General features: G+C 48.0%; 25 protein-coding genes. 18 read left to right on the top strand and 7 right to left on the bottom strand.

Going from position 1 to position 26,033, the window contains the following annotated elements; translation table 11 throughout:
• Positions 1–43: 43 nt before the first annotated feature.
• The 4 genes from ACHWTJ_RS04155 to ACHWTJ_RS04170 all read left to right on the top strand — a co-directional run bounded on the left by ACHWTJ_RS04155 (position 44) and on the right by ACHWTJ_RS04170 (position 2,367).
• The gene (locus ACHWTJ_RS04155) at positions 44–394 is read left to right on the top strand and encodes a HesB/IscA family protein (RefSeq protein ID WP_394679167.1); all 351 of its coding nucleotides are present in this window, start codon (positions 44–46) and stop codon (positions 392–394) included.
• Positions 395–512: 118 nt separating this feature from the next.
• Positions 513–1,379: an NAD-dependent epimerase/dehydratase family protein gene (locus ACHWTJ_RS04160; protein ID WP_394679168.1), complete on the top strand. Its 867-nt coding sequence runs from the start codon at positions 513–515 to the stop codon at positions 1,377–1,379.
• The gene (locus ACHWTJ_RS04165) at positions 1,376–1,879 is read left to right on the top strand and encodes a GNAT family N-acetyltransferase (protein ID WP_394679169.1); all 504 of its coding nucleotides are present in this window, start codon (positions 1,376–1,378) and stop codon (positions 1,877–1,879) included. Before ACHWTJ_RS04160 ends, ACHWTJ_RS04165 begins: the two co-directional genes overlap by 4 nt.
• Positions 1,876–2,367 (top strand): GNAT family N-acetyltransferase, encoded by a 492-nt coding sequence (locus ACHWTJ_RS04170; protein ID WP_394679170.1) that lies wholly within the window; start codon positions 1,876–1,878, stop codon positions 2,365–2,367. Before ACHWTJ_RS04165 ends, ACHWTJ_RS04170 begins: the two co-directional genes overlap by 4 nt.
• 248 nt (positions 2,368–2,615) lie before the next feature.
• Here ACHWTJ_RS04170 and ACHWTJ_RS04175 read toward each other — a convergent pair whose 3' ends face one another.
• Positions 2,616–3,614, bottom strand: coding sequence for an NAD(P)/FAD-dependent oxidoreductase (locus ACHWTJ_RS04175; RefSeq protein ID WP_023469135.1), 999 nt, complete (start codon positions 3,612–3,614; stop codon positions 2,616–2,618).
• A 243-nt stretch (positions 3,615–3,857) separates the two neighbouring features.
• On the opposite strand from ACHWTJ_RS04175, the gene ACHWTJ_RS04180 reads away from it, so the two are divergent.
• From ACHWTJ_RS04180 to ACHWTJ_RS04205, 6 genes are all read left to right on the top strand, one after another.
• Positions 3,858–5,069 carry an NAD(P)/FAD-dependent oxidoreductase gene (locus ACHWTJ_RS04180; protein WP_023469134.1) on the top strand — a complete coding sequence of 404 codons (1,212 nt, stop codon included), beginning with the start codon at positions 3,858–3,860 and terminating at the stop codon, positions 5,067–5,069.
• A gap of 81 nt (positions 5,070–5,150) precedes the next feature.
• On the top strand, positions 5,151–5,468 hold the full coding sequence (locus tag ACHWTJ_RS04185; RefSeq protein ID WP_053454112.1) for a YuiB family protein: 318 nt from the start codon (positions 5,151–5,153) through the stop codon (positions 5,466–5,468).
• 101 nt (positions 5,469–5,569) lie between these two features.
• Positions 5,570–6,427: a glucose PTS transporter transcription antiterminator GlcT gene (glcT, locus tag ACHWTJ_RS04190; protein WP_023469132.1), complete on the top strand. Its 858-nt coding sequence runs from the start codon at positions 5,570–5,572 to the stop codon at positions 6,425–6,427.
• A gap of 217 nt (positions 6,428–6,644) precedes the next feature.
• A complete protein-coding gene (gene ptsG / locus ACHWTJ_RS04195) occupies positions 6,645–8,168 on the top strand; it encodes a glucose-specific PTS transporter subunit IIBC (protein WP_023469131.1) in 1,524 nt (507 codons plus the stop codon).
• Between the two features lie 130 nt (positions 8,169–8,298).
• Complete coding sequence (ptsG, locus tag ACHWTJ_RS04200; RefSeq protein ID WP_023469130.1) at positions 8,299–10,407, top strand: glucose-specific PTS transporter subunit IIBC; 2,109 nt, start codon at positions 8,299–8,301, stop codon at positions 10,405–10,407.
• Positions 10,408–10,560: 153 nt separating this feature from the next.
• Complete coding sequence (locus ACHWTJ_RS04205; RefSeq protein WP_294740355.1) at positions 10,561–12,078, top strand: MDR family MFS transporter; 1,518 nt, start codon at positions 10,561–10,563, stop codon at positions 12,076–12,078.
• Between the two features lie 109 nt (positions 12,079–12,187).
• On the opposite strand, the gene ptsP is transcribed toward ACHWTJ_RS04205, so the two are convergent.
• A complete protein-coding gene (gene ptsP, locus ACHWTJ_RS04210; protein ID WP_023469128.1) occupies positions 12,188–13,912 on the bottom strand; it encodes a phosphoenolpyruvate--protein phosphotransferase in 1,725 nt (574 codons plus the stop codon).
• 353 nt (positions 13,913–14,265) lie between these two features.
• On the opposite strand from ptsP, the gene ACHWTJ_RS04215 reads away from it, so the two are divergent.
• From ACHWTJ_RS04215 to ACHWTJ_RS04225, 3 genes are read left to right on the top strand one after another with little or no spacing between them, the layout of a single operon-like run.
• On the top strand, positions 14,266–15,678 hold the full coding sequence (locus ACHWTJ_RS04215; protein WP_294740356.1) for a leucyl aminopeptidase: 1,413 nt from the start codon (positions 14,266–14,268) through the stop codon (positions 15,676–15,678).
• Positions 15,675–15,845: a hypothetical protein gene (locus ACHWTJ_RS04220; RefSeq protein ID WP_294740357.1), complete on the top strand. Its 171-nt coding sequence runs from the start codon at positions 15,675–15,677 to the stop codon at positions 15,843–15,845. Before ACHWTJ_RS04215 ends, ACHWTJ_RS04220 begins: the two co-directional genes overlap by 4 nt.
• Positions 15,826–16,494 (top strand): DUF429 domain-containing protein, encoded by a 669-nt coding sequence (locus ACHWTJ_RS04225; protein ID WP_294740358.1) that lies wholly within the window; start codon positions 15,826–15,828, stop codon positions 16,492–16,494. Before ACHWTJ_RS04220 ends, ACHWTJ_RS04225 begins: the two co-directional genes overlap by 20 nt.
• Here ACHWTJ_RS04225 and ytvI read toward each other — a convergent pair.
• Positions 16,474–17,598 (bottom strand): sporulation integral membrane protein YtvI, encoded by a 1,125-nt coding sequence (gene ytvI / locus ACHWTJ_RS04230; RefSeq protein ID WP_294740359.1) that lies wholly within the window; start codon positions 17,596–17,598, stop codon positions 16,474–16,476. The genes ACHWTJ_RS04225 and ytvI overlap by 21 nt on opposite strands.
• 89 nt (positions 17,599–17,687) lie before the next feature.
• On the opposite strand from ytvI, the gene ACHWTJ_RS04235 reads away from it, so the two are divergent.
• Together ACHWTJ_RS04235 and ACHWTJ_RS04240 are read left to right on the top strand one after the other, a co-directional pair.
• Positions 17,688–17,873, top strand: a complete 186-nt coding sequence (locus tag ACHWTJ_RS04235; RefSeq protein ID WP_294740360.1) for a hypothetical protein — start codon at positions 17,688–17,690, stop codon at positions 17,871–17,873.
• Positions 17,839–18,726: a MazG nucleotide pyrophosphohydrolase domain-containing protein gene (locus ACHWTJ_RS04240; protein ID WP_294740361.1), complete on the top strand. Its 888-nt coding sequence runs from the start codon at positions 17,839–17,841 to the stop codon at positions 18,724–18,726. Before ACHWTJ_RS04235 ends, ACHWTJ_RS04240 begins: the two co-directional genes overlap by 35 nt.
• A 41-nt stretch (positions 18,727–18,767) precedes the next feature.
• On the opposite strand, the gene ACHWTJ_RS04245 is transcribed toward ACHWTJ_RS04240, so the two are convergent.
• Genes ACHWTJ_RS04245 through ACHWTJ_RS04260 form a run of 4 tightly spaced genes read right to left on the bottom strand, consistent with a single transcriptional unit; the run spans position 18,768 to position 21,548 of the window.
• Positions 18,768–19,958: an aminotransferase gene (locus ACHWTJ_RS04245; RefSeq protein WP_294740362.1), complete on the bottom strand. Its 1,191-nt coding sequence runs from the start codon at positions 19,956–19,958 to the stop codon at positions 18,768–18,770.
• Positions 19,955–20,452, bottom strand: a complete 498-nt coding sequence (locus tag ACHWTJ_RS04250) for an Lrp/AsnC family transcriptional regulator (protein ID WP_294740363.1) — start codon at positions 20,450–20,452, stop codon at positions 19,955–19,957. Before ACHWTJ_RS04250 ends, ACHWTJ_RS04245 begins: the two co-directional genes overlap by 4 nt.
• A 4-nt stretch (positions 20,453–20,456) precedes the next feature.
• Positions 20,457–21,251, bottom strand: coding sequence for a glycosyltransferase family 2 protein (locus tag ACHWTJ_RS04255; RefSeq protein ID WP_394679171.1), 795 nt, complete (start codon positions 21,249–21,251; stop codon positions 20,457–20,459).
• Between the two features lie 57 nt (positions 21,252–21,308).
• On the bottom strand, positions 21,309–21,548 hold the full coding sequence (locus ACHWTJ_RS04260; protein ID WP_394679172.1) for a NifU N-terminal domain-containing protein: 240 nt from the start codon (positions 21,546–21,548) through the stop codon (positions 21,309–21,311).
• 461 nt (positions 21,549–22,009) lie between these two features.
• Between ACHWTJ_RS04260 and ACHWTJ_RS04265 the strand changes: the two genes are divergently transcribed.
• The 3 genes from ACHWTJ_RS04265 to ACHWTJ_RS04275 are packed head-to-tail and all read left to right on the top strand — an operon-like array spanning position 22,010 to position 25,796.
• A complete protein-coding gene (locus tag ACHWTJ_RS04265) occupies positions 22,010–24,277 on the top strand; it encodes a ribonucleoside-diphosphate reductase subunit alpha (RefSeq protein WP_394679173.1) in 2,268 nt (755 codons plus the stop codon).
• 18 nt (positions 24,278–24,295) lie between these two features.
• Positions 24,296–24,784, top strand: a complete 489-nt coding sequence (locus tag ACHWTJ_RS04270; RefSeq protein WP_023469116.1) for a flavodoxin domain-containing protein — start codon at positions 24,296–24,298, stop codon at positions 24,782–24,784.
• On the top strand, positions 24,753–25,796 hold the full coding sequence (locus ACHWTJ_RS04275) for a ribonucleotide-diphosphate reductase subunit beta (protein WP_023469115.1): 1,044 nt from the start codon (positions 24,753–24,755) through the stop codon (positions 25,794–25,796). Before ACHWTJ_RS04270 ends, ACHWTJ_RS04275 begins: the two co-directional genes overlap by 32 nt.
• The last annotated feature ends 237 nt before the right edge of the window (positions 25,797–26,033 follow it).

Genomic DNA, 26,033 nt, shown 5'->3' on the forward strand with positions numbered 1-26,033 from the left:
TCGCTCAGAAGTTGCGTATACTAAAGAAAAGGAAGGTGATGACATGATCCATTTAACGGAGGCAGCAGCGTTACAAGTCCAGGACATGATGGCGCAGGCACCAGTAGATGAACGGAATCTTCGGATGCTCGTCCAAGGTGGTGGATGTAGTGGTCTGTCGTACGGAATGGGATTCGATCAACAGAAAGAAACCGATCTCGTTTTCGAACAGCACGGCGTGACCGTCATCGTGGACGAAAAAGATTATCCGGTCGTCAAAGGACTGGAAATCGATTATAAACAGTCGATGCTCGGCGGCGGATTCACAATCACGAATCCGAATGCTATCGCAACATGCGGTTGCGGGACATCGTTCCGGACGGCAACGAATGCCGGGACACCGGGTGGCTGTTAATGAATCCAATCGTGGACATCGTCCACGATTTTTTTATTGCCTTCATACAGGAGACCTATTCCATTGACTCGAAATATTTAAGAGAGTGAATGCTACTACGAACAGGGAGGGCTTCAGGATGAGAAAAGTATTGATCTTCGGGGGAACACGCTATTTCGGACGCCGGCTTGCGATTCGGTTAGCCGATTCGGGAGATGATGTGACGATCGTCACACGCGGTGAGCATACACCACCGGTCGCAAAGGGCTTGACATTTTTCAAAGGGGACCGGACGTCGAGTAGTACGATGAAGGACTTGAGCCAACAGCACTGGGATGTCATCTATGACAACATCTGCTTCACGCCGTATCAAGCAAAACTCGCGATTGACGCATTTGAAGGGAAAGTCGGACGCTACGTGTTGACGTCGACGATGTCTGTCTATGAAGACGGCGGTGCGAACATCACGGAGCGTTCCTATAATCCGTTTCCCGGGAAATATGATCTTGAGAAAGAACATGGTTATGGCGAAGGGAAGCGACAAGCGGAGAGTTATTTCTTCCAACGGGCGACGTTCCCGGTCGTTGCCGTCCGCTTCCCAGTCGTTCTCGGACCAGATGATTATACGGAACGGCTCGTTTTCCATATTAAACGGGCGCTTGACGGACGGCCGATCGTTGCCGAGAACACATACGCGAAGATGGGTTATATCTCAAGTTATGAAGCCGCTGCCTTTCTTGAGTGGTGTGGTCGCTCCGAACTGACGGGACCGATCAACGCTGCGAGTGACGGTGTCTTATCGATTCAAGACCTAGTGGATAAAATCGACCGCGTTGCGGGGACGACAAGTCAACTCGTCGCAAAAGGAGAGGACGAATCGCCTCTTGCGCCGGAACGTGATTTTTATATGGATACGACAGCCGCAAAACAAGCGGGCTATCTGTTCCAGCACATCGATGACTGGCTCGATCGTTTGATTGAAGAGGAGGTGCGCAATCACCAATGATACAGTTGATGAAACCAACTCTCGCATGGGAGACAGAATACCGCGCCTTTTTAGAAGACTGGCGAGAGTCGGGCGAAACGATCGTGCCGGAAGCAGTCGGAGACACATATGAGCCGCTCGGCGCTTATTTTGCGGAACTGAAGGAAATGGAGACAACGGTCAGACCGGGTCTTGTCACCCATTCGACGTACTGGATGGTCGACGGACAACGAATCGTCGGCGCGTTGAACTTCCGGCATGACTTGACGGAGAACTTAAAATTGTACGGCGGACATATCGGATACGGCATCCGACCATCCGAGCGTCAGAAAGGATATGCGACGACCGGTCTTCGATTGGCGCTAGAAGAAGCACGGCAACGTGGACTCGATCAAGTGCTGTTGACGTGTGGCGTTGATAATCTAGCATCTCGCCGTGTCATCTTGGCGAACGGCGGACGAGAAATTGAGCCGACTGTTCGTAATGGACGCGAGACACGTCGCTTCATCATCCCGTTATGAGAATCCGTGAAGCACGTCTAGAAGATGCGTCAGCGATCGCCCGCGTTCATATTGATGCCTGGCGGGAGACGTATCAAAATGTCATCCCGGATTCGTATTTAGCGCAGTTGTCGTATGCGAAACGAACGAAACAGTGGGAGCAGACGTTAGTTGATCAACGCGTGTATGTTGCCCTGTCAGGAGAAGAAGTCGTTGGCTTCGCGCAAGGTGGACCAAGTCGAAGTGATGCGCCTGAAGGGGAGTTGTATGCGATTTATGTCTTGCAAGCGTCGCAAGGACAAGGACTCGGTAAAGCGTTGTTTCAACGCATCGCTGAGGACTTAGCTGAGTATGAGACGATGCAGGTTTCTGTTTTGCGGGATAATCCAGCGTGCCAGTTTTACGAGCGATTCGGTGGTCAGGTCTTCGAAGAATCGATGATTGAGCGAGGTGGGGTCGAACTCGTGCAACGGGTTTACCGGATACCGATTAAAAGATCATCTGTATGAAATCAGACGTTTTCAACATCTTCGCTTTCCTCAGACGGGATGTAAGCCTAAGCCGCGCTAGTTCCCATTCCATGTGATCTGTCGGGTCTTACCTATCCCTGACGGAAGCACACATCGTGCTTCCTTTTCCTGTAGGAGTCGAAGATGTTTGTTCACGTCCTAGATGTGATTCCATCAAAATAAGAGGTCGGACTCCGGTATGTCATCCGGAATTCGACCTCTTATTTGTTTTCAGCCATTCAGTTATCTCAAGAATGATTCGTTACTTTTTCGAACAGACTCGTCGAGTGTTGCGGGTGACGAGCAGATGGATCAACGAGAAGTTTCGCTTGGTTAACGGCGATCGGTGCTTCGCCGAAGCCCGTTGCGATCAGTTTGACGCGTCCTTCGTAAGTCGCGATATCACCACAAGCGAAGACGCCTGGAATCGCAGTCTCCATCTTCGAGTTGACGCGAATCGAATTGCGTTCAAATTCGACTTCCCACTCTTTTAATGGTCCGAGTGACGAGACGAAGCCGAAGTTACAGACGACATCGTCCGCAGCAACAACGACGACTTCACCACTTTCAGCATGTTTGAACGTTAACGTCTCGATGTGTGTCTCACCTGTGACCGATTCAAGAGTATACGGGGTCATGACGTTGACGGACGAATCGTGTAACAGTTCGACCGAATGTTCGTGGGCACGGAACTTATCGCGACGGTGGACGAGCGTGACGGATTTTGCGATCGGCTCAAGCATCAATGACCAGTCAACTGCGGAGTCGCCGCCACCCAGTAAGACGACTTGGCGATCCTTGAAACGTTCCATGTCGTTGACGAAATAGTGTAAGTTCGTCTCTTCGAAGCGTTCCGCATCCGCGACTCCGAGTGGACGCGCGGCGAACGAGCCGTTTCCTGCCGTCAAGATGACGGTCTTTGTATAATGCTCGCCTTTGTTCGTGACGAGACGGATGATTCCGTCATCCATCCGTTCGTAAGCGATGACGGTCTCACCGAGCACGTATGTCGGATCGAATTCATTTGCTTGTTCAAGCAACCGGTCGACCAGTTCCTGTGCTTTTACTTTCGGAAAACCGGCAATATCGTATATATATTTTTCAGGATAAAGCGTAGCGAGTTGACCACCTAATTGAGGTAGACTCTCGATGACCTTCGTCTTCATCTGGCGCATCCCTGAATAAAACGCGGTGAACAGTCCGACCGGACCGCCGCCGATGATCGTGACATCATATGGTTGGTGCATCTGATTCCCTCCTAGCGTTGGATAGGTCTATTATATAGGAAGTAGGGGGTGAAGGTGCAAGTACGGGACATCTCACATTTTTTTAAGGGAAATTACATTTTTCTTTTGCAATCATTCCTAAAAAGTGTTTCAATAAGCTTATAGACATGTGAACATTATTTGAACAAAATTTTTGAGCATTCGTCTGTAATTGAATGTGAAGAAAATCACAACAAAACTACGATTCGTAAGGAGTATCAGAACATGAACACACCTAACATTGTTATTCTTGGAGCGGGCTACGGTGGATTGATCACAGCAGTCAACCTTCAAAAGAAACTCGGCGTCGATCAAGCGAACATCACGTTGATTAACAAACACGACTATCATTACCAAACAACTTGGTTGCATGAACCAGCTGCGGGTACGATGTCTGCGGAGCAAGCGCGCATCTACATCAATGATGTCATCAACCCGTCACGCGTCAAACTTGTCAAAGGGATCGTTGAGAAAGTCGATACGGCTGCTAAAACAGTTCTTTTACAAGATGGCGGAACAGTTCCTTACGATTACGTCGTCGTTGCTCTCGGTGGCGTTCCTGAAACATTCGGTATCAAAGGATTGAAGGAACACGCGCTGACAATCAGCTCGTTGAACAGCGTCCGTAAAATCAAGGAACATATCGATTACTCATTCGCACAGTACAAAACAACAGGATCACAAGATCGTTCACTCTTGACGATCGTTGTTGGTGGTGCTGGATTCACAGGAATCGAGTTCATGGGTGAGCTCGTCAACCGTATTCCAGAACTGTGCAAACAATATGACATCCCACGCGAACTCGTTCGTGTCGTCAACATCGAGGCAGCACCAACAGTCCTTCCAGGATTCGATGCTGATCTCGTCAACTACGCACACAAATGGCTTGAGCGCCAAGGCGTCGAGTTCAAACTCGGCAACGGCATCAAGGAATGTGGACCAGGAAGCGTCACGTTCGGTCCGCTTCAAGGCGATACGACTGAAACAATCGAAGCAAGCACGATCATCTGGACAGGTGGCGTCAGTGGTAACCCAGTCGTTGCAGCATCTGGTTTCGAAGCGATGCGTAACCGTGTCGTCGTCGAAGAAGATCTTCGTGTTCCAGGACACGACAACGTCTTCATGATTGGTGACTGTTCAGCAGTCATGGACCCAAGTTCGAACCGTCCGTACCCACCGACTGCACAAATCGCGACACAACAAGCACACAAAGTCGCTGAGAACATCGCAGCACTCATCGCGGGTCGTCAAACATCGACGTTCACGTACGAGAACAAAGGAACGGTCGCTTCACTTGGTCACAAAGACGGCATCGGTATGGTCTTCGGTAAGAAGATCTACGGTCGTAACGCATCATTCATGAAAAAAGTCATCGACAACAAACACTTCTTCGAACTGAAAAAACTTGGTCTTGCGATCAAAAAAGGGAAGTTCTAAGTTCACGTTTTAGGCAAATGTACACTCGTGCATTTGCCTTTTTTGTCGGTTATACTAGAAGAGATTCAAAGGGGGAACAGTATGCATATCATTCAAGCCGTGATCGGGAGTGTTCTTTATCTCGTCATGTTCTTTAGTATCGGATTCATTTTAAACATGTTGTTGCGGAGTACATGGGTGATGCTCGTACTCTATCCGATCATCATCATCATGATGATCGACAATCAATCGACACTCGAATACTTTACGAACGCTCGTGAAGCGATCCCGAATCTCGGGGACCGGATTGCTGGTCTACAGGCAGCGGATATCACGATGTTCGCAGCTGGTTTTGCTGGAATCATCATCGCCGGTCTATCGATTCGATTCTTGCGTAAGAGTGGTTACCAAATGTTTTAAAGTCTACTTGAGTAAGTAGGCTTTTTTCGTGCCTGAAAAACCGTTATAATAAAAACAATGTCTTTAAATAAATGTGTAAGAGCAGATTGGGTTGAGAGCGAATGGATAAACAAATGTACCACGTTATCAAGGTATTGAATAATAATGTCGTCATTTGTTCGACTGGTGCGAATCAGGAAGTCATTATCCTCGCGAAAGGGATTGGCTTCGGTCGGAAGCCAGGCGATCAACTGACAGATCTCGATAAGTTGGAAAAAGTCTACACGTTGAAGGATAAAGAAGAACAGGATCAATATAAGGCGCTCGTCGGTCACCTCGATGAAAACTTCATTGCGTTGATGAATGAAATCGTTTCGATGATCGAGACACGCTTCGGAAAAAAGGTCGACGAACATATCCATATCGGATTGACGGATCACTTGACGTTTACGTTCAAGCGACTAGAACAAGGAATGGAAGTCACGAATCCGTTTCTTGCCGAAACGGAAGCCTTGTATCCGGAAGAGTATGCTCTTGCAGAAGAAATCGTCGAGTTCATCAGTGCCGAAATGAATTTTTACCTGCCCCCAGCCGAGACAGGATTCATCGCACTTCATATTCATTCTGCGACGAACTTCAAAGACGTACTTGAAGTCAACCGCCATCATCAGCTCGTCGGTTTAATTGCTAGTCATATCGAACAGCGACTGGAGATTAAAATCGACCGAAAATCGCTTGATTACAAGCGTCTGATTCGGCACCTTCGTTCAGCGATTGAAAGGGTTTCCAATGGGGAGTATCTAGAGGCTCCAGAAAAAGTAGAAAAGCTATTGCGTGAAGAATATCCGCTATGCTATGATACTGCTTGGGAGCTGATGTCCATCATGGAACGTCAGTTGAAGAAAGCGGTACCGCGCGGTGAGGCGACGTATCTTACGATGCATCTGCAACGCTTAGTGCAGTACGATTCAGGTAAATGACCGCACGGACTACGTGTTACTGATACGATCAGGCATGAGTGGGATGTCGGGCAAGAAGCTTTATTTCCGTTATGCAACGGGATAAGTCTATTGTCTACAATCCGCTCGTGCCTGATTTTTTTCTGTAAAAAAACGGTCAGATGTCTGACTTTTTTCGTCTCAATCATTGGCATTATTCATCATACTTCGCTCTTAACAGGAAAAGGAGGAAACACACATGTTCAAACAGATTTTTGCTGTTCTTCAACGTGTCGGTAAAGCGTTGATGCTTCCTGTAGCGATTTTGCCAGCTGCCGGTATCCTACTCGGATTCGGTAACGCGATGCAAAATCCGAACTTGACGTCAAAACTCGAGTTCTTAAAAAATGATGCAATCATCAAGGTTGCAAAATTGATGGAAGCAGCTGGGGATATCATCTTCGGTAACTTAGCACTCTTATTCGCGGTCGGTGTCGCGATTGGTCTTGCAGGGGACGGCGCAGCCGGACTTGCGGCAATCGTCGGATTCTTGATCATGAACAAAACAATGAGCGTATGGCTCGGCGTTACACCTGAAATGGTTGCTAACGGTCAAGGATATGCAAACGTACTCGGTATCCCAACACTTCAAACTGGGGTATTCGGTGGTATCATCATCGGTTTGATCGCAGCTTGGGCGTACGGGAAGTACCATAATCTCGAATTGCCACAGTTCCTTGGATTCTTTGCTGGTAAACGTTTCGTTCCAATCGTCACAGCAGTTGTTTCATTGGTTGCAGGTCTTGTTCTCGTATTCGTCTGGCCGTTTGCGCAAGATGGCTTGAACTCGTTCTCGCACTTCATGATGGAGAAAAACCCAACACTCGCAGCATTCGTCTTCGGTCTCATCGAGCGTTCGTTGATTCCATTCGGTCTTCACCATATCTTCTATGCGCCATTCTGGTTCGAATTCGGTTCGTACAAGAATGCAGCAGGAACAGTCGTTCATGGTGACCAAGCGATCTTCTTCGCACAATTGAAAGACAACGCAACATTAACAGCTGGTACGTTCATGACTGGTAAATTCCCGTTCATGATGTTCGGTCTTCCAGCAGCAGCACTCGCAATGTACCACGAAGCTCGCCCTGAGCGTCGTGCAGTCGTTGGTGGTCTTCTTGGATCAGCAGCACTTACAGCATTCTTGACAGGTATCACAGAGCCAATCGAATTCGCATTCTTGTTCGTAGCTCCAATCTTGTTCGCAGTTCACGCTGTCTTCGCAGGTCTCTCGTTCATGACAATGCAATTGTTGAACGTTAAGATCGGTATGACATTCTCTGGTGGTTTGATTGACTTCCTTCTCTTCGGTGTTCTTCCAGGACGCACGCAGTGGTGGCTCGTCATCGTCGTCGGTCTTGCACTTTCTGTCATCTACTACTTCGGATTCCGTTTCGCGATCCGTCAGTTCAACTTGAAAACACCAGGTCGTGAAGATGAAGTTCAAGAAACATCATCTGTTCAAGGTTCTGAACTCGCTGAAGGTATCCTTGACGCACTCGGTTCAGAGTCGAACATCAAACACTTGGATGCATGTATCACACGTCTTCGTGTCGAAGTTCTCGACAAATCGAAAGTCAACAAAGATGAGTTGAAAAAATTAGGTGCTGCTGGTGTCCTTGAAGTTGGTAACAACGTTCAAGCAATCTACGGACCGAAATCAGACAACATCAAGTCTGAAATCCAAGCCGTCATCGCATCACGTAAACAAGAAAAAACAGTCTAATGTTTTAAGAAATGAGTCCTTCTGCGGAAGGGCTTATTTTTTTTGGAAAAATCTTTTAGAATCGTTTTGCGCTAGAATATTTTAGGGTATGAACTAAGTAGTTTGTTTAAAAAAAGGAGGGAATATACGCATGTGGAAAAACGTGTTTGGTGTCTTACAGCGGATCGGTAAGGCCTTGATGTTACCGGTAGCGATTTTGCCGGCAGCGGGGCTATTGCTCGCGTTCGGGACAGCGTTTCAAAACCCGAACTTGACGCAATATTTACCGTTCCTCGAGAACGATTCGCTAGTCGTCATCTGGCGAGTCATGCAGGATGCGGGTGACATCATCTTTGCGAACCTCGGATTACTGTTTGCCGTCGGGGTCGCGATTGGTCTTGCGAATGGGGAAGGGGTTGCCGGTCTAGCAGCGATCGTCGGTTTCCTGATCATGAACAAGGTCATCAGTTCATTCTTACAGATCACACCAGAAAAAATCACGGAAGCACAAAAAGCGAGTGACTTGTCGTATGCGACGGTCCTCGGGATACCGACCTTGCAAATGGGGGTATTCGGAGGGATCATTGCAGGTTTGATAGCAGCGTACAGTTATAATAAATTCTTTAAAATCAAACTGCCTGATTTCCTCGGATTCTTCGCAGGGAAACGTTTTGTTCCGATTGCAACTGCCTTATTTAGTCTTGTCGCCGGGTTTGCCTTGTCGTATATTTGGCCACCGATTGGAACAGGTATCAATACGTTCTCAAAAACAATCATCGAAGCAAACGAACCGTTGTCTGCCTTCATCTTTGGACTCGTCGAACGTTCGTTGATTCCATTTGGTCTTCATCATATTTGGTACTCAAGTTTTTGGTTCCAGTTCGGGGAATACACGGATAAAGCCGGAACGATCATCAATGGGGATCAGCGAATCTTCTTCGCACAATTGAAGGACGGTGTACCATTTACAGCAGGGACATATATGACCGGGAAATATCCATTCATGATGTTCGGTCTGCCGGCAGCCTGTCTTGCGATGTACCATACCGTTGCGAAGGATCGTCGTAAAGCTGTCGAAGGTCTTTACTTCTCAGCTGCGTTGACTTCTTTCCTGACTGGTATCACGGAGCCAGTCGAGTTCTCCTTCGTCTTCGTTGCACCTCTCTTGTTTGCCGTTCACGCTGTCTTTGCTGGTCTTTCATTCATGATCATGGATTTACTGAACGTCAAGATCGGGATGACGTTCTCCGGTGGATTGATTGACTACACGTTATTCGGGATTCTACCGAACCGAACCTCGTGGTGGCTCGTCATTCCAGTCGGACTTGTCTTCGCCGTCATCTATTACTTCGGATTCCGTTTCGTCATTACGAAGTTTGATCTGAAGATTCCGGGACGCGAAGCGATAAAAGAAGGTGCCGCTACCTCAACGGCACAAGCCGGCGATCTACCGTATGAAATTCTACAAGCATTCGGTGGTCCATCGAACATCAAGCACCTCGATGCTTGTATCACACGACTTCGGATTACGGTTAATGATAAATCAGGCGTCAACAAGGACCGCTTGAAAGAACTTGGTGCTGCCGGTGTTCTTGAAGTCGGAGATAACGTCCAAGCGATCTTTGGACCGAAATCTGACGGAATCAAGACAGAGATGGCAGACATCATGAAAGATCCAAACTATAAACCAAAAGAAACACCGGAAGCCGATCCAATTCCACAAGTACCAACGGGAGACGAAGCGCGCACTTCTGGAACTACAGCAGATACCGGTCCACTCGCTGGGGATCGTGGTGGGGCTTACGTGCCTGAAGATGGATATGTCGCACCACTGAGCGGTATCATTCGTTCTCTCGATGATGTACCGGATCAAGTCTTCTCCGGTCGAATGATGGGTGACGGATATGCGATCGAACCAACGGAAGGATATGTTGTCTCTCCAGTCTCTGGTGAGATCACGACCTTCTTCCCGACGAAACACGCGATCGGTATTCTTGCGGATAATGGAGATGAGATCTTGATTCACATCGGTATTGATACGGTGTCACTCGAAGGAAAAGGATTCGAGGCATTGGCGAAAGCCGGCGATCGTGTCGAACCGGGGACACCACTTCTCAATGTCGATCTTGAACAAGTACGACCACTCGTACCATCATTACTGACACCAATCATCGTCACAAACAGCGGCGATCGAAAAGTCGACGTTGATGTCGGACGGACGGTCGAAGCCGGTGAAGCGATTTCGTATCGTGTAGAGTAAAGAAGAAAAGCGACGGATCGCCCTGAGCGATCCGTCTTTTTTTGTGTGAAACGATCGTAGAGCACATTTGATAATGAGATTTTGCACATATGATGATACAATGAGTTAGCTATTATAAGAGTTAGCTAATTTTTTGAGAAATGAGGTGCGTCGATGTCTTCGACTACAACAAAAACGAATACGACACCTGTCGTCATCGGATTATTGATTGGGATTTTAGTCGCGGCGATGGATAATACGATCGTTGCGACAGCGATGCCGACGATCGTCAGTGAGCTGAATGGATTTGATCAGTATGCATGGGTCACGTCGGCTTATATGATCGCAACCGTTGCTGGGATGCCGATCTTCGGTAAACTGAGTGACATGTATGGAAGAAAACGTTTCTTCCTCTTTGGGATGCTTCTCTTCATGGTGGGGAGTATCTTATGTGGAATGGCAGACTCAATCATTGAATTGTCTGCGTATCGTGCCTTGCAAGGGCTCGGTGGTGGGGCGTTGATGCCGATTGCCTTTACGATCATCTTTGATATCTTCCCACCGGAAAAACGGGGGAAAGTCAGTGGGTTGTTCGGGGCAGTCTTCGGTATCTCGAGTATCTTCGGACCATTGCTTGGTGCCGTATTGACGGATTCCCTCGACTGGCGCTGGGTGTTCTACATCAATATTCCCCTTGGTTTGATTGCCCTTGGTCTCGTGACGGTCTTCTATCAAGAATCGCCGGTTCATCGGACGCAAAAGATCGACTATGTCGGTGCCTTTACGCTTGTCGCTGGATTAGTGTTATTCTTACTCGCACTTGAAATGGGTGGGAAAGAGTATGCATGGTCTTCGCCACAAATTCTTGGTCTGTTCGGAGCAGCGCTCGTCGCGTTCGTTGCCTTTGCATTTGCTGAACGACGCGCAGCGGACCCTGTCATTACGTTTAGCCTGTTCCGGCGTCGTTTGTTTGCGGCAACACAAGGCGTTGCGTTCTTTTATGGATTCGTCTTCATCTCGGCGAGTGTGTTTATTCCAATCTTCGTTCAAGGTGTCTTTGGAGGCAGTGCGACGAATTCCGGTCTGATCCTGATGCCGATGTTGATTGCCTCGGTCATCTCGGCGCAGCTCGGTGGACAGTTGCCGAATAAGTTTGGTTTCCGCAATGTCATGATCGTCTCAGCAGTCTTCTTCTTACTCGGTGTTTATCTCCTCAGTACGATGACGCTTGAGACGTCGCGGACAGCGGTAACGATCTATATGATCATTCTTGGCTTTGGTGTTGGCTTCAGTTTCTCTCTATTGAATCTAGCGAGTATCAATGGGATCGAGATGCAACGACGTGGCGCAGCGACCTCGATGGGCTCGACATTCCGGACAATCGGGATGACGCTGGGTGTCACGGTCCTCGGAATTATTCAATCACGGACGTTCACGTCAGCTGTAGCGGATCGGTTGCCGCAAGGTGGAGCGCCGTCCGGTGGACAGTTCCCAACGGCTGATGCGTTTGCGAAGATGCCACCAGAAGTTGCGACAGCAATCAAGACGTCGCTTGCAGAATCGATCTCAACCGTCTATTTCTGGGCGTTGATTCCAGCAGTACTCGGTGTCATCTTTATCTTCTTGATGGGGAACGAGCGTCCGATTCTGTCGGAACAAGCTACTCCAGAAAAGAAGAAACAAGCTCAATAATCACCGTTTCAACAACGTCTTCTTTCTTATTAGAAAGAGGCGTTGTTTTTTTTGTTTAACAAGACAAAAAAAGACGAACCTGGATTGCTCCAGATTCGTCTGACGGAATTTATTTTTTGATGTCGAAAGTCGTGCTGAGGAAGTCAACGACTTCTTCTGCCGTATCCATATCGAGTACTTGCTCAACGATTGCTTCACACTCTGACTTGTTGAGGCGTGTCATCAAGCTACGTGCGCGAAGGACAGATGATGCTGACATCGAGAACTCATCGAGACCAAGACCAAGAAGGATTGGAAGAGCCAATTCTTCTCCTGCCATCTCACCACACATGCCGACCCATTTGCCTGCTTTGTGTGCTTCAGTGATGACGTTGTTCAAGAGGTTCAAGATCGCTGGGTTGAACGGTTGATACAGGTATGATACTTTTTCGTTCATCCGGTCTGCCGCCATCGTGTATTGAATCAAATCGTTCGTTCCGACAGAGAAGAAGTCGACTTCTTTTGCGAACTGACGAGCCATGACCGCTGTTGCTGGAATCTCGACCATCATACCGACTTCGATGTCTTCTGATACTGTTACGCCTTCAGCTTGGAGGTTAGCTTTCTCTTCAAGGAGAAGTGCTTTTGCAGCACGGAACTCTTCGATCGTTGCGATCATCGGGAACATGACAGCCAGTTTACCGTATGCACTCGCACGAAGAAGTGCGCGTAATTGCGTACGGAACAAATCTGTTTGATCGAGACAGAGACGGATCGCGCGGTAACCGAGGAACGGGTTCATCTCGTGTGGGAGATCAAGATACGACAATTCTTTATCGCCACCGATATCAAGTGTCCGGATGACGACTTTTTTATCGCCCATCGATTCGAGAACCGTTTTGTAAGCTGTGAACTGCTCATCTTCCGTTGGGAACGTCTCTGCATCCATGTAGAGGAATTCCGTACGGTAGAGACCGACTGCTTCTGCACCGTTATCTAAAACGCCTTTGACATCGTTTGGTGTACCGATGTTTGCAGCGAGCTCGACGTGATGACCATCTGCCGTCATTGTTTTTTCGTTCTTGAGTTTTTTCCACTCTTCTTTTTGTGCGATGTATGCTGCGCGTTTTGCTTCATATTCAGCCACTTGCTCTTCGCTTGGGTTGACGATGACGTCACCTTCAGCACCATCAAGGATGAGGAGATCGCCGTGTTTAACATCCGTCAAGACGACTTTTGTACCGACGACTGCTGGGATTTCGAGTGAACGTGACATGATGGCAGAGTGCGATGTCCGGCCACCAATGTTCGTTGCGAAACCTTTAGCATATTTACGGTTCAATTGAGCTGTATCTGAAGGAGTCAAGTCTTCTGCGATGATGATAACTTCCTCATTGATTTGAGCTGGAGTGACGAACGTGATACCGAGAAGGTGAGCCATCGTCCGTTTCGTAACGTCGCGGACGTCAGCTGCACGTTCGCGCATGTATTCGTTATCCATTGATTCGAAAATCATGACCATCATGTTCGCGACTTCATCGAGTGCTTTTGCAGCATTTGCTTGCTCGTCCTCGATTTTTGCGTTCACCTGACTGACGATTTCCGGATCTTCTAAGATAAGAAGGTGAGCCGAGAAGATCTCCGCTTTATCTGGACCTAATTCTTGTAAGGTATTTTCACGAATGACTTCGAGTTCCGTCTTCGATTTTGCGATCGCTGCTTGGAAACGTTCTTTTTCAGCAGCTGCATCCTCGATTTTGTGCGATGGAATCTCAAAGACCGGTGTTTCCATCACGAATGCTTTTGCAATCGCGATCCCTGCAGAAGCGCCAATTCCTTTGATATGTTGTGCCATGTGCATTACCCTCTTTTCAGTAAGTTTTTTTAACGCGACGACTTCGTTTCTTAGCTATCTATAGATACCCATAAACGCCTCTCTCTTAACGAGCCTTCTGCGCACTCTCCCTCGAATGAAAACGTAGACATTTCCCGGAACAGCAAACGCATCGTTTCTTGAAGTGTCTCAACATTTCACCTGTATAATCCTATCATATTGTGAAACGGGCAACAATTGTTTGAAACCAAGCATTTCGACAAATTGTCGAACGGATTTTATGAAAGCGCTTGCGGTCGATCGAGAGGCTATCAGTTGGAAAATGGCTGCAAACACTTCATACTAATAGATACTAGTCAAAGGGGGAGTTTTATATGCAAACGAATCAATCCGTAGACGTACTTGTTGTCGGGATTTCTGGAAATCAACCGCTCGATGAACGGTTACAAGCATTATATGGTGACAAATTAGAAGAGTGGGTCCGTCAAGGTGATATTTCAACGAAACGCGGAGAATTGCGTCTATTGCCAACGTTAGCGGGAGACGTGGCACGTGTACTGTTCGTTGGACTCGGGAAAGTCGACCAACTCTCGCAAGACGATTTACGTCGCTTGCTCGGAAAAGCAGCACAACACGTTAAAGCACGTCGCTTAGAACATGTCACAGTTGATGCGACGACATTCCCAGGGCAACCAGTCGAGCTGATTGCTGAGACATTCACCCTCGCTACATATGAGGTCAAACATTATAAGACGTCGCCTTCGAAAGCGTACACGTTACATCTGACGGTCTTACCTTCTGAAGACGAAGCCGTCCTTCGTGGAACAGCCTTAGGCGAAGCGACGAACTTAGCGCGTCGTCTCGTAACGATGCCCGGGAATCTTTTGACGGCGCCAGCGCTTGCGGACGAAGCACGTTTCATCGCGGAGCGTCATGGGCATGATCTCCGAATCATCGATAAGGAAGAGATGGAAGCACTCGGGATGGGTGCCTTGCTTGCCGTCAACCAAGGATCCGTCATTCCGCCAAAATTAATTGTCCTTGAATATAAAGGATCAGCAGAAGCACCGATCGCGGTCGTCGGGAAGGGCGTCACGTTCGATACAGGTGGTTATTCCATCAAACCGAAAGACGGGATCGTCGGAATGAAAGGCGACATGGGGGGAGCGGCAGCCGTTCTTGGTCTGTTCGAAGCACTCGGTCAACTGAAGCCAGATGTTCACGTCATCGGTGTCATTCCAGCAACCGACAACATGATTTCCGGGGACGCCTTTAAGCCGGATGACGTCATTACGTCGATGGCAGGAAAAACGATTGAAGTCTTGAACACGGATGCGGAAGGACGGCTTGTCCTTGCTGACGCAGTCACGTACGTCAAAGAGTATCAACCCAAAGCGATCATCGATCTCGCAACGTTGACAGGTGGTGTCCTTGTCGCGCTTGGAACAGAAATCACAGGTGCGTTGACGAACGATGCGTCACTTTACGAACGCTTTGAACAGGTGACGAAAGAGACGAATGAGATGGTCTGGCAAATGCCGTATGTCGATGCGTTCATTAAACAAGTCCGTCGTTCGGAAGTCGCAGACTTGAACAACTCACCGGGACGCATGGGACATATGATCTTCGGTGGTGCGTTCGTCGGGGAATTCGTCGGTGACACACCATGGCTACACCTCGATATCGCGGGAACATCGGAACAGAATCAAGCGTCTGAGATTGGTCCAAAAGGAGCGACAGGCGTCATGGTTCGTAGTCTGTATCGATTCGTCGAGCAAGAAAAATGAGACGTTGGAATCTACTCGGTGTTTTGTTGACGATTCTTGCCGTCGTCTGGTATTTGGATGCGCGAGATCGTCTATCGCTCGGTCTCGTAACGTTCATCGGTATCTTCACCGTCTTATCACTACTGCGTTCTTTCCGGGAGAAGACGAATGATCGTCATCGGAATTGATGCGGCAAAGGCGGGCTGGGTCGTCGTTATGTACGAAAACGGTCGTTATACGGGATCGGTCGAACGGACACTTGCAAATATTCCTAGAGCTGACCGGATTTGGGTCGATATGCCGATTGGTTTAACGGAAGGACGACGCGAAACGGATCAACTGTTGCGACAGGAATTACGTCCTGGGCGAACGAGCAGTGTCTTTAATGCCCCGTTCCTCAGTGCGCTGACAGCTTCTACCTATATGGAAGCAAATGATTTAGCCAAACAACATGCGGGGATCGGGCTTTCAAAACAAGCGTGGTATCTATTACCGAAAATCCGAGAAGTTCGCAGCGTATATCGAACGGAGATGATTGAAGCCCATCCGGAAGTCTGTTTCGCGCGACTCGCCGGTCATCCGGCACGTTTTTCAAAGAAGACGACCGAAGGAATTGCGGAACGAATCGAATTGCTCGAGCGCTTTGATTGTCCGCCGTTATGGGAACAGCGTCAGTCGCATGTTGCGGTCGATGATTGGCTTGACGCTTGTCTGCTTGCGACGGGCGCCCGTTTTCCGTGTGATTACTTGCCGGCGAGTCGACCGGTGGATCCGGAAGGGTATCCGTTATATGCAGCTGTACCTAAAAAATCACCCTCACCGAAATGGTGTGGGTGATCCTTTCACGAAGTCCCAGATGTAATGGAAAATCTGTGCATTGTAGAGTGCTTTTAAGATGACGGCAATCAATGGTCCGAGGATTAATCCGAAGACGCCGAAGAATTTGATCCCGACGAACAACGCGATCAATGCCGTGATCGGTTGAATGCCAATGTTGTCGCCAACGATCTTCGGTTCCATGATGTTGCGCTGGAGAATGACAACGGCATACAAAATGCCAAGTCCGATTGCAAGCGTCGTATCTCCTGTGATCACCGAATAGGCGATCCAAGGCAGGAAGACGGAACCAGTACCGAGATACGGTAAGATGTCGAAGAAGGCAGCGATGAAAGCCACTGCAAATGGATGATCGACACCAATGATGAATAAACCGATCAGGACGATGAAGAACGTGATCGTGATCAAGGTGAATTGTGCTTTGATATAGCCAAACAGGGCGGAGCGTAAACTCAAGAAGACGGATTCGAAACGAGCGAACCAAGGAAGCATCTCGTAGCGTTTCAACCGCATCTCATACTGGTGCCAATCCTTTGCGATGAAGAACCAAGCGAGCAAGACGATGACGAAAATCAACGCAATCGATGGTAAGGTCGCAAGAACGGATTGAAGCATCATCGCAACACTTTTTGAGCCTTCCCCAATCGCACTCGCAAGCGAACTCCCAAGCGATTGAATACTGTTTTGGACCGTATTTTGTTGGGATGGTTCTAGTGAACGTAAAGCTTCAGACGCATCGTTCCAAATCGGTGCCAGTTTTTCGTTGTATAGCTTTTGAAAATAAAGGCTCAACTCCTGGATTTGTGCCGGTAATTGATTGGCGACAAATACGAGACCACGAATCAACTGCATGATGATCAACGCAAGGGAACCAATCAATAGACCACTGATCAAAATGATTGATAATAACGCACCCCACCCACGATTAATCCGCAATCGCTTTTGAAAGAAATCGACGAGCGGACGGCTGAAAAGAGCAAGCAGAAACGCAAAGACAAACGGGTACAAAATGGACGAGAGGCGGATGAGTAACCATCCAACAGCTACGAAGGCGAAGATCACCGTCAAGAACCGGGCCATTTGCCAAAGACGTTCAGTCGACACAAGCAACACCTCTTAATGGATTATGTAGAATTGATATCATCATATCATGTTTAGGTAGGGAACGAGTCATTCAAAAGGAGGAGAAAGCGATGCGTAAAAGAGAAATCGGATTATTTGCTGCGTTGATTGCTGCGACATCTGTCGGAATCCGGGAATGGAAGAAAAATCAGGAGTTCGCGCAACGTGTCAAACATGAGACGGAGGCGCACGTACGTCAAGCAATCGTGGAGGGTCAGACAGATGGAACAGATGAAGACACTGCAACAAAAGGTTGATGCGACGATTCGTTCGCTCGGAGGGTATTTTCGACCGTTATCTGGTCTCGCACGCTTGACTGAAGAAATCGGTGAGGTCGGCGAAGCACTGGAACAAAATGATGTAGAAGCCCTTCGCTTGGAGCTTGTCGATGTCTTGATGATCTCGACCTGTCTTGCGAATCAATACGTGGCGGATCTTGCAGCACAGCACGAGACGCTTGGGACAGCAAACGATGATCAGGTCGGTTCGTTTTATCGACTTGCGCATGAAGCTGGTCAAGTCGCACGTGTCATGAATGGATACGAAGGGGATAAACCGCCTAAAGCGAAGGATTCAGTCATTCCAATCGGTCATTCCATCGCACGCCTGCAACGTGAACTGTTTCGTTTAGCACGACCGCTTCAACTTGATTTACTGACAGAAATCGACCGGACGAATGAGAAGAATCTCAAGCGGGATAAAACACGCTTCGCATTGACGCGGGATCCCATCACGGAAGAGACGATTGATCATTTCCGAAGTGCGACAGGGAGCGATGTGCGCCTCTGGGGAGCCCCTGTATACGAGGAGAACCAAACGATAGAGGACAACATGGAAGCAGCATTACCGTCACTCCGGCGTTTTCTCCGATGTGCGTCGATTGAGGAGATCGAGGCATTCGTCTTTGAAGCACCGATGGAACGCTCGCGTAGTTTGGTTGAGGTGAAAGAACTTGCGGACGAAATGGGACGTTTAATTAAGGAACGGACACCGCTTGACTTCAAGGACTCACCGTATCGGTTGGAAGTCTTTGCGCCACAACTCGGTCCAATCTCACCGTATCACGCGGAAGACGACCATCGAATGTTTCTCGTTCTCTATGTAGATTAAAAAATGATCCGCCTGCTCCTTTGAGTAAGGCGGATCATTTTTTAATGTGAATGAGACGATGCTGCCTCATCTTGAGTCTGCCATTTTTTCATGAATCGTTGAATCCGAGCGATCGCTTCTTGGAGTTGTTCAATCGAACTCGCATAACTTGCCCGGACGTAACCTTCACCGCTTGTTCCGAAGACGGATCCTGGAACGACAGCGACGCGCTCAGCGAGTAACAATTGTTCGGCGAACTGCTCACTTGTTAGCCCGGTATGACCGATGTACGGAAAAGCATAGAAAGCGCCACCCGGTAAATGCGTCGGGAGACCCGCATCGTTTAACGCCTTGACGAAGTAGTTCCGGCGTTGCCGATAACTCGTCACCATATCAGGGACTGTCTTATGACGTGAACGGAGTGCTTCGATTCCCGCAAATTGAACGAGTGTCGGGGCACACATCATCCCGTATTGATGCACCTTCAGCATCGATTGCGTGATCGCAGGTGGTGCGCAAGTGAAGCCGAGCCGCCAGCCTGTCATCGCGAAGGCTTTCGAAAAGCCGTTGATGATGATCGTCCGCTCCCGCATTCCGGGAAGGGTCGCAAAGCAGATTGCTTCTGTTTCGTAGGATAGCTCTGCATAGATTTCGTCACTGATGACATATAGATCATGCTTTTGGACGAGTAACGCTAGGTCAGCTAATTGATCGCGCGACATCGTCGAGCCTGTCGGATTCGATGGGAAACAGAAAATGATCGCTTTTGTTTTGTCCGTCAACAACTGTTCGATCGTTTCCGGTTGAATCGCAAAACCGTCTTCTGCATGACACGCAGCGGCGATAGGAATGCCTCCAGCGAGTTCGATCAGAGGGGCGTAGGAAACGAACGCCGGTTCAACGACGATGATTTCATCCCCTGGATTAATTAAACTTCGAAACGCGAGATCAAGTCCTTCAGAGGCTCCAGTCGTGACGATGATCTCTTCCGTCGTCGAATAGGAGATGGCGAACTTTTCTTGCATGTAAAGTGCGATTTCCTGACGTAACTCAAGTAAACCGGCGTTGGCACTATACGCTGTATAGCCTTGCTCGAGTGCTGCGAAGCTTGCTTCGCGAACATTCCATGGCGTGACGAAATCAGGTTCGCCGACACCAAGGGAGATGACGTCTTCCATCGATCCTGCTAAATCAAAGAAACGACGGATGCCGGATGGGGCTAGCTGTTCGACACGTTCAGATAGAGACTTCATGGAGACACCTTCAATCGTTTGTCGTCATCATCCTGACTGAAGAGGACACCATCGTGCTTGTAAGTCTTCAAGCGGAAATGGGTCGTCGTCGAGATGACGGAGTCGAGCGTCGATAATTTTTCCGAGACGAATTGAGAGACTTCTTGTAGCGATTTGCCATCAAGGACGACTTGTAAGTCATATGCGCCTGACATCAAATAGAGGGACGTCACTTCCGGGAAACGATGGATCCGCTCCGCTACCTCATCAAAACCGCGTCCCCGTTTCGGTGTGACTTTGACATCGATGAAAGCCGTCACGCCGTGATGGGCATGAATCTTTTGCCAGTCAATAACGGCGGTATAGCCGAGTAGGACACCGTCGCGTTTGAATGTCTCGATCGAAGTCGCTACTTCTGACGCTTCCCAGTCGAGCATTTGCGCGAGCAAGTTCACGTCCATCGGACCATTTTGTGTTAATAATGCTAATAATTCGAGTTGTTTTTCGGTGTACATGGGATCACTCACTTTCTGTCAATTGACCATTGAAGGTACGGCGGGTCTGGCGCAATCGTTCGCGTCGCTCAGCCTGGACGATATGGAAGTTCTTCATTTCATTTGTCGGGAGTTGGTGTTTTTCAACGAGGCGTTCAAAATAGACGCGTCTCGTCGCGTCTTGTCGTGCCGACTCATGATTACCTGATGGATTGAAAGCATATAAGACGGTCGCGCGCGCCGGGTGCAATATTAAATGATCCTTGCCGACGCGTAAAATCCAGTCCCAGTCCCAGTAATTGAAGACGTCTTCGTCAAACAGACCAAGTTGATCGTGGAGCGATTTACGGTAGAGCGAGCCGGACGGAATATATGTTGAGTCTTCTCGAATTGTATCCGGATCGTACGGATATGCGAACGGCTCAGAATCAAGTGCGATCCGATGATCGCCTTCCCAGCGATACGTAAAGAGCTCCGCGTCCGTATACGTGAGGTCGGCGCCAGCTTCAAGGTCGCCGACCGCTTCTTCGAGGTGACTCGGTAATAACAGATCATCGTCGTCATGAAGTAAGATATATCGACCGGAAGCGAGCGTGACACCGTGATTTCGAGCACGGACATGATGGTTTTCAGGTAGATCGACATAGGTCAGTTGCAGACGGTCCTGATAGGCAGAGGTCACTGCTGAGACGTCGTCGCCATTATTGTTTAGGACGATGACGTCGAAGTCTTGATAGTGTTGACGCGTCAACGCTTCTAGCGCTTCTGCTAATTCACGAGGACGATTGTATGTCGGGATGATGATGGATACGGTTGGCATCAGCGATCGCTCCTTGAACAAAGACACCTGTCCAGGAACAGGTGTCTTCTTGTTTTTTTACATGTGTGCTTCGATACGTGGAAGTAGTTCGTTCCATTCGGCTTCTGGTTCCTTCGTGACCGTCACGAAGTCGCCGTAGGCGAATAAATTGTCGATGCCTTCGATGGCGATCAGTGATGCGAGCAACGCATCTTCCGGTGTATCTTCTTTTTTGACGCTCGTGCTGTTTGCACCGAAGCGCTGTTCTTCGAGCGTGATTTTGACGGAATTCGGGTTTGGTGTGTAATCGACTTGCATAGATAAGCTCCTTTCAACGTACATACGTATATACCATATGTCATCTTTTCGTGATAGATGGATTCAATCCTTCTTCCTTCAAACGGAAGATCGATACGTTCAGTATATCAGAAAATTCGAAGAGAATATTTTTCTTCTGGTAGGAGAAATGGACCATCTTTATTTTAAGAGTTCATTCGAACTTATAACGCGTTTTACTCGCTATCTCAATATATCTCAAAAGGCGTCATGATGCCTTTTTCAAATTGTTTGACCTGAATTTCAAAGCAAGGGGTTATTTTTTTGGATTTCAGTGATAACCTATATCTTGTACATTAACAGGTTTAAAAACGTCTAAAACGTCTATATATAGAGTGATACTTGTAGAGTTCTTTCTATATGTAGGACGTCTTTTTTTAGTTTAGCGTATTTCATAGTGTAATGCGAACCTGTTTAACGATAGAGAATGGGAGTGGTTCATAGTGGCATCTCCACTGAATACAGCACGCATCTTTAAGGGTGCAATGACAATAGAAGACGTATATGTTGTGATTCGACAAGCGACGGAAACATATCCGGAACTTGATATCGATCGCTATACAGAACGTGCCATCCGAGCGCTTGAAGGAAAATCCCTGCAAGCGGATCAAGTCTATGAACTGTTAACGATGCACGCACTCGATATGTTGAAGGCAGAAGAGCCGAACTGGACATTCGTAGCGACAGCGACTTACTTAAATCGGTTATACCTTGAAGCAGGTGAAAATCGCGGATATGCAGCAGAAGAACGGTATGGTTCGCTGTATACGCTGATTGAAAAACTGACAGAGATCGGCATCTTCACGAAACATTTACTGGATGCGTATTCGAAGGAAGACATCAACGAACTGTCGGCAACGATCGATCCATCCCGCGACCACTTGTTCACATACATTGGTCTTCGAACATTGGCAGACCGGTATCTCGCACGTGATCACGTCAAAAACTTGTACGAGCTACCACAAGAACGGTTCATGGTCATCGCGATGACACTGATGCAGAACGAACCGAAGGAACGTCGTTTAGAACTCGTCAAAGAGTCTTACTGGGCATTGTCGAATCTTTACATGACAGTTGCGACTCCGACGCTTTCGAACGCTGGTAAGTCTTACGGTCAACTTTCTTCATGTTTCATCGATACAGTCGATGATTCGCTACGTGGTATCTACGACTCAAACACGGACGTAGCGACACTTTCGAAAGGTGGCGGCGGCATCGGCGTCTACATGGGTAAGATTCGCTCACGCGGATCAGACATCAAAGGATTCAAAGGTGTCTCAAGCGGTGTCATCCCGTGGATGAAACAATTGAACAACACGGCAGTCAGCGTCGATCAGCTCGGTATGCGCCAAGGATCGATCGCGGTGTACCTCGATATCTGGCACAAAGATATCCTCGAATTCCTGGACGCGAAGCTCAACAATGGGGATGAGCGACTTCGGACACACGACTTGTTCACAGGTGTTAACTTACCGGACCGTTTCATGCGTGCCGTCGAAGCACGAGAAGAATGGCATCTATTTGATCCACATGAAATTCGTACCGTTATGGGCTTCAGCCTTGAAGATTATTTCGATGAGACGGAACAAGGAGGCAGCTTCACAGAACGATACGAAGCGTGTGTCAACGAACCGCGTCTCAGCAAAAAAACAGTTCCGGCAATCGATCTCGTCAAACGCTACATGCGTTCGCAACTCGAGACAGGTACGCCATACATGTTCTTCCGTGACGCCGTTAACCGTGCGAACCCGAATAAACATGCAGGGATGATCTACTCGTCAAACCTTTGCTCGGAAATCATGCAGAACATGAGCCCGACGACTGTGACAGAAGAATACACGGAAGATGGTAAAATCATCGTCACGAAGACACCAGGGGACTTCGTCGTCTGTAATTTATCATCGATCGCACTTGCACGTGCAGTTCGTTCTGACGTCTTAGAGCGATTAATTCCGATTCAAATGCGGATGCTTGATAACGTCATCGACTTGAATACGATCGATGTTCCGCAAGCGCAATTGACGAATCAAAAATACCGTGCCGTTGGTCTTGGCACATTCGGTTGGCACCATCTGCTTGCACTCGAAGGCATCCGTTGGGAATCGGTCGAAGCGGTACAGTACGCAGACCGTCTTTACGAAAAAATCGCTTATTTGACGATTGATGCGTCGATGCAGCTTGCGAAAGAAAAAGGAGCGTACCGTCTTTTTGAAGGTTCGGAATGGCAAACAGGAGAGTACATCAAACGTCGCCATTATAAAACGACAGATGAACTTGATTGGGATCGTCTCCAAGCCGACATCACGGCGTACGGAATGCGTAATGCTTACTTGATGGCAGTCGCACCGAACTCATCGACGGCGATCATTGCGGGTAGTACGGCATCGATTGATCCAATCTACAAAAAAGTTTACTCGGAAGAGAAGAAAAACTATAAGATTCCAGTCACTGTTCCGGATTTAACACCGGAAACGAACTGGTTCTATAAATCAGCGTTTGAGATTGACCAACTATGGAGCATTCGTCAAAATGCTTCGCGTCAGCGTCACATCGACCAAGCGATCAGTTTCAATCTGTACGTGAAAAATAACGTCAAGGCGAAAGAATTACTCGAGATGCACATGGAAGCATGGCAACTCGGGATGAAGACGATCTACTACACGCGTTCGACAACGGTTGAGATCGACGAATGTGAATCGTGTTCATCATAAGATAAGGAGGACGATATCATGAAGGCAGCAATCGTATACGCGTCATTGAGTGGAAACACGGAGGAGGTAGCAGAACTCGTCGCGAAGACGTGTTCTGAGATGGGAATCGAGCCGACGATGTTGTTTGCGGACGAAGTGACGACGTATCAGTTAATGCCTTATGATATCGTCTATTTTGGTTCGTATACGTGGGGGGATGGGCAACTACCCGACGATATGCGCGACTGTCTTAGAACCGTTCTGAAGGAGAGTTCGCATGCGATTCCGCAGGCAGCTGTTTTTGGAACAGGGGACAAGATGTTCGTCAAATATTGTCGCGCTGTTGATGAGATGGCGTATCATCTCTCGAAATTCGGGGTACCGCTTGCTGGAGAACTGTTGAAAATCGAACAGTCACCACGCAATCGCCCACATCTCGTCAAGGAATGGACGAAACGGACCATTCTTCAATTACAGCAAGAAGGAGTCGAAGCACATGGAACAGCTACAAAAAATCAAACTGCTTGATGCACGTCATCCGAATCGCGCGACAGCGATCATTGGTGGTGAAACGAGTGCCATCGTCAACTGGAACGACATTGCCTATCCACAGTTTTATTCGATCTACAAACAACTATTATCGAACTTCTGGATTCCAGATGAGATCTCAATGTCGAAGGACATGCAACAGTGGAACCAATTGAGCGAACGGGAACAGGATGCCTTCAAACGAATCATCGGGCTACTCTCGATCCTTGATTCAGTTCAGACACGTTATATCTTGGAATCGGCAATGTTCACATCGGATTCATCGGTTCATGCGATTCTTGCCATCGTTGCGCAACAGGAAGTCGTTCATAATCAATCGTACAGCTACGTCTTATCCAGCTTAGTTCCATTGGCTGAACAAAACCGGATTTTTGATATCGCGAAAGACGATGACATGGTCATGAAGCGTAATGCATTCATTCTTGATTTATACGAAGATTTCCAAAATGACCGGACTCCAGAAAACTTCGCGAAATCGCTCGTTGCTTCGATCGTTCTTGAAGGAATCAACTTCTATTCAGGCTTTGCCTTCTTCTATAACTTAGCGCGCCATCAGAAGATGGTTGGAACATCGACGATGATCAGCTACATTCAACGTGATGAATTGCAACACTCGTACTTCATCAGTCAATTGTTACGTGCTGTCTTGTCGGAGCATCCAGAAATTGATGCCGATGGCTCATTCACACAATTCGTCTACGATACGTTTAAGCGTGCCGTTGATCTTGAAATCGAATGGAGCGAATATGTCTTACGTGATCTAGATGGTCTTGACGTCAGTGAAATGCGTGACTACGTCAAATATCTCGCGAACAAACGCCTTCGCGTCATCGGTTTGTCAGATCTTTATGAAGGGCACGATGAAGACGTCATGCCATGGATTCGTGCGTATTCAGATGATTCGATGAACGCGACGAAATCAGACTTCTTCGAACAAAAATCACGTTCGTATGCGAAAGTAACGGATGCGAATGGATTCGACGATCTGTAAGTAATCAATTGATGATTGCTTCTACTCTATATTTCCTTTACGCTAGGACAGGTGAGGTTCTGCTCGACTCCTGCGGAAAAACAAGTCATCGACCTTGGAAGATGCGACGCATCTGAAGCGGCATGAGGGCTTGTCCGCGGAAAGTGAGCAGACCGAGACTGTCTATTTTTTGATAGTCTAATCTATCTGTCGTCTTTCTCGTTTCAAGCATCACTTTTCTTTGTCACTTAGGTCAAT

Origin of the sequence: uncultured Exiguobacterium sp., from assembly GCF_964277885.1 — a bacterium.
Taxonomy (GTDB): domain Bacteria; phylum Bacillota; class Bacilli; order Exiguobacteriales; family Exiguobacteriaceae; genus Exiguobacterium_A.